Here is a 12,256-nt window from a genome sequence, read left to right on the forward strand (position 1 = left end):
TTTGAATATGGCGAAGAAAACGACAGATAAAAAACCTAGAAATGAGTTCATTGAATTCTATGTAGATGATTTTGAAGGTGAACTTGAGCTCAAGTATAACTTTGATGAGGATTCTCTAGAAATAGAAAATCAAATCATAGATAGCGCGAAAGTAGAAACGTCTTATAAAAAAACCTCTGGAAAACTGAAAAGAACTAATTCGACGCCACTCAAGAGTACCAAACTACCATTTGACTGTGATAAGGCAATCTTCAAAAACTTTGATGTTCTTTTAGCGATAGATACGAATACAAAGTTGATTAGCAATAATTTAGTTAGTGTAACTTCATCTTATTTTGTGAACAAACCTATAAGCGAATGTAATAAAACAGGTAAATACCCTTTCATTCCTTTTGCTTCTCATTTGTTCATTAATATAAATAATAGCATTAATGCTGAGAAACTGGGATGGCACACGATTATTTCGAACTATGTGCAAAACCATTTTCCCAAAAACTATAGAATAGGCATAATAGTGGATTGTGATCTTGGAGCACATGACTCGATTAATAGCTATAAAGATCCATATTTTGAGCAATTCTATCTTCCAGAAAATATACAATTAATTTATGCTTCATCTGACACCAAAAATGACTCAATTGCTAATCAAATGATCAATTTTAGCGACAAACTTGCTAACAATATTATGCAATCTGATGGTTTCAGTAGGTTATTAGAAGCTGATTGCTTGATGGATAATATTGAGTATTGTGAGAAAAATTTTCACATTAGAAGCTCAAAGCCTTTATAAAATATGCTTAGCACGTAGGTTGGGTTGACGAAGGAAACCCAATAGTTTAAGTCCTTGTTGGGTCTCTTACCTCGACACCAACCTACTTTAAAGCATAGAAAGTTGTAGGGTGCGCCCAATCAGAAGAGTCGTTAAGGACAAAGAAAGACGCCCTAACACGGTCGTTTAGCCGCGACTATAGCGGTATCCTGCTGACGACGATGGCGATGCAGTCTGTGACTGAGCGTAGTATCGAGACAACAGGAATGCGGTCAGACACGATAGACTGCACGCCAGCGGCTAGGAAGATACAAGCGGTAGGCGGGATTGGCTACTGTTATAATTAAAACATACAGACAGAACTAAAACGACGGAGGTCATGTGCAATATACCGCAATCATCAAAGACGGTGGTTTGTTTATCCCAAACGTATTTTCAGACCTAAACGATGGTGGCTCGCATATCGTACAAGTCGAGGTTGATATTGCAGAGGTGCGTCAGCAGTTAGGCATGAATGAAGCACCAAAGGCAGCCGTCGCCAAAAAAAGCGTGGCAAAAGCAGCCAAAAAACCAGTATCGAGAGCGGCTAAAAAAGACTTAAAAATAGCGGAAGAGTCTGATGTGAGTACCCTACGCAAAAGCGCACTTGATGAACTAGAAGCACTCGATGATAGTGAGCTGAGCGAGATATTCAAAGCCTATATGAACGATGGGCAAGAGTCGTCGCAGATATCGCTAGAGAACCTCTAAGCTAAAACGCTATAATCCAAAAACGTGTCATAACCTCAAATCAAAACCAGTCAAACCCCTATAAATTAATAACCGTATCAATTATAAAGGCAGTCCCATGACTTACTCGATTTTTTCTCAAACGCCAAACAATGCGCTAAAAGAGCCGATGTTCTTTGGTCAGCCCGTCAACGTGGCGCGCTATGACCAACAAAAGCACCCTATCTTTGAGCAATTGATTGAAAAGCAGTTGTCGTTCTTTTGGCGTCCAGAAGAAGTCGATGTATCACGCGATCGTATCGACTTTAGCAATCTGTCGTCACATGAGCAGCACATATTTTTGAGCAACCTCAAATACCAGACCCTACTCGACTCTATCCAAGGTCGTAGTCCAAACGTGGTGCTACTGCCTCTGGTGTCTATCCCTGAGCTTGAGACGTGGATTGAGACATGGTCGTTCTCTGAGACCATTCACTCACGCAGCTATACGCATATCATTCGTAATATCGTCAATGATCCAAATATTATCTTTGATGACATTATGCAAAACGAGCACATCTTAGGCCGTGCCTCTGATATCGCCCAGTACTATGATGAGCTGTATCGCAACTCACAGTTGTATAGCTTATACGGTCCAGGTACGCACAATATCAATGGCGAGCAAGTGACGGTTGATTTGAGATCACTGAAAAAGCAGATGTACCTATGCATCATGGCAGTCAACGTCCTAGAAGCCATTCGTTTCTATGTATCGTTTGCTTGCTCGTTTGCCTTTGCTGAGCGCAAATTGATGGAAGGTAATGCCAAAATCATTAAGCTAATCGCTCGTGATGAAGCGCTGCATTTGACTGGTACGCAGCATATGCTGAACCTGATGCGCAATGGTCGTGACGATCCTGAGATGGTCGAGATTGCCGCAGAGTGCTATAAGGAAAGCATTGAGATTTTCCGCAAGGCTGCTGAGCAAGAAAAAGAATGGGCAGGCTATCTGTTCAAAGATGGCTCAATGATTGGTCTAAATAAAGACATTCTGTGCCAATATATCGAATATATCACTAACTTACGTATGGAAACTGTCGGCTTGCCAGCGGCGTTCCCGAACTCAAAATCAAACCCAATCCCGTGGATTAACACGTGGCTATCGTCTGACAATGTGCAAGTAGCACCGCAAGAGACTGAGATTAGCTCATACTTGGTCGGTCAGATTGACTCTGATTTGTCAGACAGTGATTTTGATGACTTTGAATTATAAGAGCTTTGAGCTGTAAAAGTCTGAATTATAAGAGCTGAGTTGTAAGATCTTTGAGCTAGAAAGACTTTGAATGATAAAGCCTTGAGCGGTAGATATTTGAAGTTATAAAATTTCTACCGCGGTAATCGTCTTATGGGTTAATAGTAGGGATAGCAATAGCACAGACATATCCCAATAGGATTCACGATGACTTGGGTAATGACCAGTAAAAAGCAGTTCTATCTGCATGATGACGAGAGTCTGCTAGATGGACTGCTACGCACCGGACACGAGGTAAACTATCAATGCCGCGAAGGCTACTGTGGTAGTTGCCGAGTCAAACGTATTGCCAGCTCGCATACGGTCGATTATCCGTTTGACCCACTGGCAATGATTGAAGAAGATGAAATCCTGCCCTGCTGTTGCCGTGTGCAAGGTGTCATTTATATCAATCATGACCCTATTGAAAAGTTATAGCAGGGTTATAAGCAAGAAGGATTATAAGTAAGTAAAATTAGCCTTTAAAATTTAGAAAAATCAATTCCAACAAAAAGCGCGCTCCTTTATATAAGGAGCGCGCTTTTTGTTGTTATCAGCTAAATAAAAATGCTGACTCATATATACATTATGAGTCAGCACCTAGTGATAAGAACCACCACGACTTACTGCGACGCGGCATCTTGTTCAAACAGTTTCATCAGCTCTTCGCGCATACGATCACGCTCTGCTTTTGACATCATTGGCGTTTCTTCATCACCTTGAATGTTTGGCTGCTCCATTCCGCCCATGCTCTCATTTTGTAGTACGACAGGACGCTCAAGTGGTTCTTGTGCTGGACGCTCTTCTAGCGTGATTTTTACTTGAGCATTTTTACCTTGACGTAGTATTTGCGCATCCAGTTCAGTGTTTGGTGGCTTACGAGCAACATACTGAATCAAGGTATTGGCATCTGTCATCTCGACATCATCGATGGTTAGGATGATATCACCGACACGTAGACCACTTTTTGCCGCTGGGCTGTTATCAATGACATTTAGTACTTCTACGCCTGTTGATGTCTCTAACTGTGTTGGGTCACGTAGCTGTGACTGAATCTCAATACCTAACCAGCCACGACTGACACGGCCGTCTTTGATTAATGCATTCATCACCTGCTCAACCAGTGCTGTTGGAATCGCAAAGCCAATGCCCATCGAGCCACCAGAGCGCGAGAATATGACGGTATTGATACCGACTAGCTCGCCATGAGCATCGACCAGTGCGCCGCCTGAGTTACCCGGATTAATCGCCGCATCGGTTTGGATAAAATCTTCAAACTTATTAACGCCCAATCCAGTACGTCCAGTCGCTGAGATAATCCCCTGCGTCACTGTCTGACCCACACCGAATGGATTACCAATTGCTAAGGCCAAATCCCCTACACGAATCGGGTCTTCGCGGAAGCCAAGTGGTGTTAGCCCTGTCATATCGACCTTGATTACGGCTAGGTCACTATCAGGATCTGTACCAATGATTCTGGCACGACTCTTACGACCATCATTGAACGCGACTGTGATCTCATCTGCTTTTTCGATCACATGGGCATTGGTCACGATATAGCCATCTTCTGATACGATCACACCAGAGCCTAAATTGGTATTGCCCTGCTCTTGTGATGGGCCACCATGATACTCAAAAAACCGGCGCAGTACGGGATCATCCATATAAGGATGCTCGGTCATCGTTTGCGTCGTATAGATATTGACTACAGACTGCGACGCACGCGCCACTGCATTATGATAAGAAGAGATAGGCGCTGGCGTGTCCGACACTGGCTCTGCTGCTTGCTGCTCCGCAGGCGGGGTTCTCGGCGGCTCCCATGTGGCCTCTGACGTCGACTTCATACTCGTGAACAACCAGATAAACGCTGCCAACACTAGCAGCAATAAGACCCAAGGTAACCATTTTAATAAAGACGCCTTGTTATTGGTGTTCCGGGATGACGACATATAAAACCTCTATAAATTTATTGCAAACAGACAGTGAAAAACGATGTGAGATAATGGCGACCGCTTAGCTAGTGTTGACCCATTCATCAGATGGTCAAATGCTATACAGCTAGGCAGACTCACGTATATAAATTATAACCGCAATACCAGTAAATAGTAACGTATCGTGTACCATTTCAGTTATCCAGCTTGTCTGCTTGCTTACAACGGCATGTTAAAATAGCTTTTACGATGCTCGACACTTCAACATTTCGAGAATTGAACATAAAGCGAGAAGTCCAAAACCAAACACTCTCAAACATGACAGATAATACATAATTTTTGCTTAGTTAATCTATAGCACCTTACGACATACATTTTATTGATGACAGGGAAACATAATGACTGCAACTCATACGACAGCTGAATCCAATACTCAAAGCATTAGCGCTCAGGCGTTGACACAGTTCTGTGACGACTACTTATCTACTAGCGCGTTTAAAGACTATGCGCCAAATGGTCTACAAGTCGATGGTGGACGTCCGATTCAACGTATTGTCACTGGTGTCACGGCTTGTGAAGCCCTAATTGATGCTGCGATCGCTGACAATGCCGACGCGATTATGGTGCATCATGGATACTTCTGGAAAGGCGAACCTGCTACGCTTACTGGGATGAAGGGTCGACGCGTGCGAAAACTGATGCAAAATGGTATCTCTATGATTGGTTATCATCTACCGCTTGACGCGCACCCGATCTCTGGCAACAACGCAAAACTTGCTGACGTACTCGGCTTGACGATCACTGGTGCGCTCTATCCTGCCGAGTCACATCCTGTGGGCAATATCGCTACTTGTACACCGCAAACTGCTGACGAGCTCATTGCCACCATTACTCAAGCTTTAGGTCGCGCGCCATTACATATCTCAGCTGAGTATCATGCAGACTCAGCTGCTCAGACAAATGGCAGACTGATCGAACGTGTGGGTATATGTACAGGCGGTGCGCAGGATATGATCGAGCAAGCAGCTACTATGGGCTGTGATGCGTTTGTCTCTGGTGAGATATCTGAGCGTACCACGCATAGCGCGCGTGAGCTTGGGATTGACTATTTTGCTTGTGGTCATCATGCGACGGAGTGTGGCGGTATTCAGGCGTTAGGAGAGATAGTCGCTCAGAAATTTGGTCTGCCAGTTACTTTTATTGATATCGAAAACCCAGCATAAACTAGCCATTTAGAAAGCCATTTAGAAAGCCATTTAGAAAGCCATTTAGAAAGCCATTTAGAAAGCCATTTAGAAAGCCATTTAGAAAGCCATTTAGAAAGCCATTTTAGACGGTCGTCATTGATAGAGAAAAATTTGCAGAGAAAAGCTTGTAGAGAAAATGATAGTTCAAAAGCCAAACTAGACTTGCTAACAGCTATAATCAAACCATAAGCATAAAGTCTAGTTTGTCTACTATTTGAACTTTGTTATTCTATTTTTGATTATTATGTACCAAATATCTGGAAAATTAACCGTTTATATCTTAATTGTTAAGTTTTATCGCTTTTTTCTTAACTCCACTTGAATAATGCAATTAGTAACCGCATATTACTACTCGTAAGAAAGAACGTTTTGTCATGAAACTTCCCATTATTACAGCTTCCGGTTATGGCACTAAAATAATGCTGGTAGTTGTTTAAGACTTTATCATGCTATATCAGTGATGAGGTTTTAAACCGCTACCCATTGAAATACTATGTTTGCACTATATATGTTAGCGGCATGGTATTTTTTTATTTTTGGTGTCGCGATGACGGTATGACCTAGCCAGTTTGATAGACAGCTATAAACTATCAATTCTGGTTATTTTGCTTATTCTTATCGCTGAACAAACAACTTTAGTAGCCAGCTATCCTATTACTAGTAACTCAATATTAGTGATTCAAAGTATAGCCAGCCATCAAAGTTAACATAGTTAAAACAGTTGAATGTATTTGCCTCATTGGCGAATCCTTACCTCAATGTTTCAAGCTATGTCTTTGTCTCAATAACTTAATCATGACCTTGCCTATGTTTGATATATAGTTGTTTGGCCACTAGCCATATTTAGTTATCGATGAAGGAATCATCTGATTTATATCCTTCGCGTTGTTGCGCGTTCAGTATTTTGAACTAGTATGTATAAATACTGTTTAGAACGCTTTTATGACATATCGATAGCTGGCTGACGACAAACTATCCCACTAACTCTTAGAGAGAGTACGCTAGTGGCGCTATCGTCAAACAAGATAGAGTAGCATTTGTTCTATTAAAAATGCCACTCTATTTAAGATACGATATCGATATATGTCAATATTATGCACATATATTTATACGTGTTTTTGCGGTAAGAAGGATGGCTAAAATCAGGAGACATCCATGCAGCGTATTACTTATCGTGTAAAAGTATCTGCGCAAGGGGCCAGACGCCGTATTTCTTATTTACTGCGTCCATCTAAACGCCTACTGAACACCAAAAGTAACATCGTTTCATCCGTTACCCCTATTGCGTCTAATCATTTTGCCAGAACCAAGAAGCTGGCACAAATCTCTAGCATCGCTCTACTCTCTTTGCCCGCTGAGAGTTTGACGACCATGAACACATCGGTACCAGCCTATGACAATGTCATGCTGGAGAACACCTTGACCATTGCTGCGGTGCCTGGCGATAGCACTTACTTTGCTACTGATGGCTTCCAACATGGTTTTGGTTTTGATCTGGTGCGCACTTACGCCGACGAGCTCGGTGTCGATATCAATCTAAAAGCTTATGCCAGTGAAGAAGCGGCGCTAAAAGCACTAAGAACCGGCAACGCTGACATGGCGTTGACTACGGCTAGCACTAAGTTAAAAAGTCAGCTGAATCTATCGTCTATTAATGTCAGCTGTGGTTATGATTCTAGTCTGACTAAAAATGGTTTACATCCTAAGGTAAGTTGGACATTTAGCTCATCCAATGATCCACTATCAAGAAAGGCCAGTTACTTCTTGTGCGATAGCATCAAGCTACAAAACACACAGAAACTTGCCGCGTTCTACAATCAAAATTTGCTAAAAGATGCCTATAGTCAGGATCATTTCCAGAGAACGTTGACGGAAAAATTACCGGACTATCAGTCTTCGTTTGAAGAGCAAGCACGCAATTACAATCACGATTGGGAACTACTGGTCGCGATGGGTTATCAAGAGTCACACCTTGATGCCAACGCTGTCTCGCCGACTGGCGTACGCGGGTTAATGATGCTGACCAACAACACTGCAAAAGCGATGGGCGTCTCAGACCGCGTTGATCCTTACCAAAGCATTGGCGGCGGTGCACGCTATCTAGAGCAGGTGAAAGCAGACTTCTCTGACGTGCCAAAAACTGACCGTATCTGGTTTGCCCTTGCAGGTTATAACATGGGTCCTAATGCGGTAAAAAGAATCCAACGCGAACTACGAGCTCAAGGTATCGATGATAAGAGTTGGGCGAACGTCTATGCTTATTTAGCAGATAATAGAGCGTCGAATAGCCGCTATGGTCAAGCCATGCATTATGTCAGTAATATCCGAAGCTATCTTGAGACTATTAAAACTCAGACTGTCTAATTTTTAGATATTACTAGGCGGTTTGTAAGCTAACTTCTAACAGTAAGTCATTTTTATTGAATAAAAAAAGCTGCTCTTATAGAGAGCAGCTTTTTTGTGCGATACGATTCATAGTTAATATTAATGACGTCTTATGTAAACGGTATCCATTAACATCTTATTCATTAACGATTAGGTACAGTCAGACGCTGACCACGCTGCAACATCGTATCAGCGGCGATATTGTTCATATCAGCCAGCTCTTGTGTTGAGACACCATATTTGCGTGCTAGACCAATCAAGCTATCACCCGAGCCAACCGTATAGCTTACTGTCGCTTTTGGTACTTTAAGCGTTTGGCCGCGTTGTAGCTGAGCATTGGTCGCTAAATCATTGGTCGCCGCCAAGTCCTCTACCGATATACCAAACTGACGTGCTAGAGCAATTAGGCCATCGCCAGATTTTACTTTGTAGCTTTCAGTATTACCTAATTTCGTACCACTGCTTGCTGAGCTACTACTGTTACTATTAGCAGAGCTGCTGCTTTGACTGCTGCTACTAGATGCGCTTACCACACTGCCGCTAGCAGGGATAGTGATAGTACGGCCCAGTATCAGATTCGAATTGGTATTTAAATTATTCGCTGATGCCAAATCACTTAAGCCAATATTGTAACGTTTAGCGACACCCGTTAAGGTATCACCTGATTTTACTTTGTAGCTGACCGCTTTGTCATTTAACTGACGATCGACCAATTCTTTAGAAGCAGGAACTTTAATCGTTTGACCACGTTGCAGGCGAGCCTTTGCATCAAAATTGCTGTTTACCGCAGCCAGTTCCGTTGCACTAACTCCGATACTGTTAGCAATACCAATCAGCGTATCACCTGATTTTACTTTGTAATTGGTGGTCGCGACCGAACTTGAGCTATTACTACTGCTAGTATTTGTCGTGCTTGCAGCATCAAAATCAACACTAGCTGGCACTTTAAGCGTCTGACCAACATATAGCGAACTTGTGCTGTTGATACCGTTGAGACTGGCTAAAGTATCGGTCGACACATTGAATTGACGTGCCAATGCAATTAAGCCATCTCCTGCTTTTACTTTATAGTTTTTGGTCGCAGTGCTTGATTTACTCGGCTTGGTAGAAGGCGCTGCAGGTGTCGTCGCAGGTGTAGTCACTTTACCCGGTATGAGCCATAGTTTCTGACCTCTGAGCAGATCAGCACGGCTGCTCAGGTTGTTATAGCTGGCTAGCTGAGTGACCGATAAGCCAAAACGATTAGCCGTACCGATAAGCGTATCACCGCCTTGTACGACGTAACTGTCAGGCTGACTAGCGGCGGCGTTATTAGCAGTACTCAATGGCTCGATAGTCTTGGCATTATATAGATATAACGTACTGCCAGAGAGCAAATTGGCACTGGCATCTATCTGGTTCCATTCTGCGATATCACGCCAGCTAACCCCTGCTCGACTCGCAATGTTCGAGAGCGTATCGCCACGTTTGACCGTATAAGTGGTACGAGTGCCTTGAGGTTTTGGCTTACTTACCGAGGTTTTAGCAAAGCTAAGTTTCTTATCTGCACCACTCGCTTCTAAGATAGACTGCTGTGTTTGTACGGCTGATAGATTAATGTTGCCATCAGCATTGATAACATTGGTCTCAGAGGTATTTCTCCGGATTTGATTGGCGATGAAATCACGCTCTTCTTTGCTAAGCGGTGGCTCTTGGACAATCGTATTGTTCTGAGTAATCTGAGCTGAGGTAGTCGGTAGACTGTTACTGCTCTTAAGCTCAGCATTAATTTTGTTAGTCTCTGCTGTGGTCAGTGGTGGCTCAGTACGAGCTGAAGAATTGCCACTGTATACCGAGCTGCTAGTCGGTGTCGCAGATGGTGAGATATAGCTGGTGGTCTGCTGAGGTACACTTGCGCTAGCCGCATAATCAGCCAATGCGCTACCAGTAGATGGCAGTGATGAGGCAGTATATGGTTTATTATTATAGCTTGGCGTAGTCGCTGTCGTGCTTGAGCTACCTGCGTTGTTTGAGGCGAGTACATTGCCTGTACCGTTACCTCTGAGCCCACTTAATTTGGCATCAGCATTGAGGCTGACGTCGTTAGGAATGATGACACGCTGTGGACCTGAAGAATCAACGCGGCCTGATGTCAGTGCAGTGTTTAGACGCTCTAGCTCATCATAGCTGACTCCAGTTAACTGCGATACTTCTGCCAAGCTCACACCATAGTTAACTGGTACACTACGGAAATGCTGACGGTTAGCGATAGCTGGTAGATACACACCATACTGCTCAGGCTTAGCGACGATTTCGGCTACAGCTAAGAAACGCGGCACATAGTTCATCGTTTCAGTCGGTAATTGAAGTGACCAGTAATCTGTTGGCAGTCCGCGCGCTGCGTTGGCATCAATTGCTTTTTGTACACGGCCAGGTCCAGCGTTATAAGCAGCCAATGCTAGCTCCCAACTACCAAACTGGTTGTGCAGTGCTGTCAAAAAGTCATAGGCAGCACGTGTCGATTCGATCACATCGCGACGACCATCATAAGTGCTGCTTTGGTTCAAGCCATAGATACGGCCTGTACTTGGAATAAACTGCCATAAGCCCGCAGCTGCCGCACTACTCGTACCACTTGGATCGTAAGAGCTTTCGATAACTGGTAACAAGGCAAGCTCTGTTGGAATATTGCGACGCTCTGCCTCTCGTACCGTATGATAGATATAACGACTGGCACGTGCAGTTAGGCGATTGAGATAATCCTGTCTACTGGTAAACCAGCTTTTTTGACCTTCAATACGCTGATTATAGATTGGCTTACCACCATTCATGCGGTAGCCTGCGCGTAGACGATTCCACAAATCACCATATTGCTGAATAGCAAGCTGGTTACCTTCTACCATGGTCATGTCAGTAGCTTCTAACAAGTCAGCCAACTCATCCAAACTCTCTGCATCTAAAAACGCAGTTGAGTAGTCTGCACTACCTGTATTAGCCCCTTGACTGGCAGGACTTTTGATAATGACAGATGAGCTATTGGTCGCACCTTTGTTTTTTACCGCTGATGTATTGCTACACGCACTAATCAGTAAAGTGGATACCGCAAGCGTCAATGGCAACGCAATAAATGAGCGAGAGTGTGATAGCACAGTAGACATGATATTGGAGGTTTCCTAACGACAGAAATTAATAAGATAAAGTTGATGGATAGTATAGTATGCAATGTAAAGCAAAGACTAGCCTAATATAAAAGATAATAATAGACGCTCAAATAGCCTATAAAACTAAGTAATAACTATTTAACCAACTAAAACCCTTTGTAAGTTAGAATCTCAGCCAGTTAGACTAGCTATCGCTTATATAACCTATTGTATTTTGAATCTTGCTTGGTCAATAGCGACTTAATTAATAGCCACCTGTGATACTGCGCGCAAGAGCACTGCATTACCAGTAGACAAGGTCAAGGTCACACGAGATGTGGTGACAAATGATACTTGCTGACCGTTTTTTACCCAGCTCTCATTGGTCGTCACATTGGCTTTAGCTTGCGAACCAGTAATCACCACATTATCTACCGAAATATCGTAGCGATAATTAGACGTATCATTCCAGCTGTTTTGAAGCAGCTTTAAGTACGCGTCTTTGTCTAAACTAGTAGATTTACCTTTTCTAGATAAAGAAATAAGCGCGTCGTCCGATACTAGGCGCGATACCTGATTGATACTTTGGCTATTCGCTGATGCTTTCATTGCGGCGGCATAGTTCTGTACCAAATCTTCGGTCATAGTTGCCGCTTGTGCATTGATGCTGATGGTGCTGGCTACTGCTACAATTGCAGTGATGCTAGCGCTTTTCACCAATAGAGCTAATAGCCTATTTCCCAATAATTTTTTCATGATAATCCTTAGCGATATTTTTTTCGTTAGTGTCATATAGTGACGATTAA

9 protein-coding genes are annotated in these 12,256 nt (G+C 43.1%); 6 read left to right on the forward strand and 3 right to left on the reverse strand.

All coding sequences use genetic code 11. From position 1 onward, the window contains the following. Positions 1-7: 7 nt before the first annotated feature. From CXF60_RS01200 to yfaE, 4 genes are all read left to right on the forward strand, one after another. Positions 8-790 carry a hypothetical protein gene (locus CXF60_RS01200; RefSeq protein ID WP_102090444.1) on the forward strand — a complete coding sequence of 261 codons (783 nt, stop codon included), beginning with the start codon at positions 8-10 and terminating at the stop codon, positions 788-790. Between the two features lie 360 nt (positions 791-1,150). Beyond that, a complete protein-coding gene (locus CXF60_RS01205) occupies positions 1,151-1,519 on the forward strand; it encodes a hypothetical protein (RefSeq protein ID WP_102090445.1) in 369 nt (122 codons plus the stop codon). Between the two features lie 97 nt (positions 1,520-1,616). Further along, positions 1,617-2,750, forward strand: a complete 1,134-nt coding sequence (gene nrdB, locus CXF60_RS01210) for a class Ia ribonucleoside-diphosphate reductase subunit beta (RefSeq protein ID WP_102090446.1) — start codon at positions 1,617-1,619, stop codon at positions 2,748-2,750. Positions 2,751-2,936: 186 nt separating this feature from the next. Further along, positions 2,937-3,206, forward strand: coding sequence for a class I ribonucleotide reductase maintenance protein YfaE (yfaE, locus tag CXF60_RS01215; RefSeq protein ID WP_101205363.1), 270 nt, complete (start codon positions 2,937-2,939; stop codon positions 3,204-3,206). 185 nt (positions 3,207-3,391) lie between these two features. On the opposite strand, the gene CXF60_RS01220 is transcribed toward yfaE, so the two are convergent. Further along, a complete protein-coding gene (locus CXF60_RS01220; protein ID WP_102090447.1) occupies positions 3,392-4,717 on the reverse strand; it encodes a S1C family serine protease in 1,326 nt (441 codons plus the stop codon). A gap of 380 nt (positions 4,718-5,097) precedes the next feature. Between CXF60_RS01220 and CXF60_RS01225 the strand changes: the two genes are divergently transcribed. Together CXF60_RS01225 and CXF60_RS01230 are read left to right on the forward strand one after the other, a co-directional pair. Further along, positions 5,098-5,922, forward strand: coding sequence for a Nif3-like dinuclear metal center hexameric protein (locus tag CXF60_RS01225; RefSeq protein WP_102090448.1), 825 nt, complete (start codon positions 5,098-5,100; stop codon positions 5,920-5,922). A gap of 1,179 nt (positions 5,923-7,101) precedes the next feature. Next, a complete protein-coding gene (locus tag CXF60_RS01230; protein ID WP_102090449.1) occupies positions 7,102-8,310 on the forward strand; it encodes a transglycosylase SLT domain-containing protein in 1,209 nt (402 codons plus the stop codon). Between the two features lie 164 nt (positions 8,311-8,474). Here CXF60_RS01230 and CXF60_RS01235 read toward each other — a convergent pair whose 3' ends face one another. Both CXF60_RS01235 and CXF60_RS01240 read right to left on the reverse strand, forming a co-directional pair. Further along, entirely contained in the window at positions 8,475-11,468 is a 2,994-nt protein-coding gene (locus CXF60_RS01235) for a LysM peptidoglycan-binding domain-containing protein (protein ID WP_102090450.1), read from the reverse strand. A 243-nt stretch (positions 11,469-11,711) separates the two neighbouring features. Next, positions 11,712-12,206, reverse strand: coding sequence for a hypothetical protein (locus CXF60_RS01240; RefSeq protein WP_101205368.1), 495 nt, complete (start codon positions 12,204-12,206; stop codon positions 11,712-11,714). Positions 12,207-12,256: the final 50 nt, after the last annotated feature.

Source organism: Psychrobacter sp. 4Bb (assembly GCF_002836735.1).
Classification (GTDB): Bacteria; Pseudomonadota; Gammaproteobacteria; order Pseudomonadales; family Moraxellaceae; genus Psychrobacter.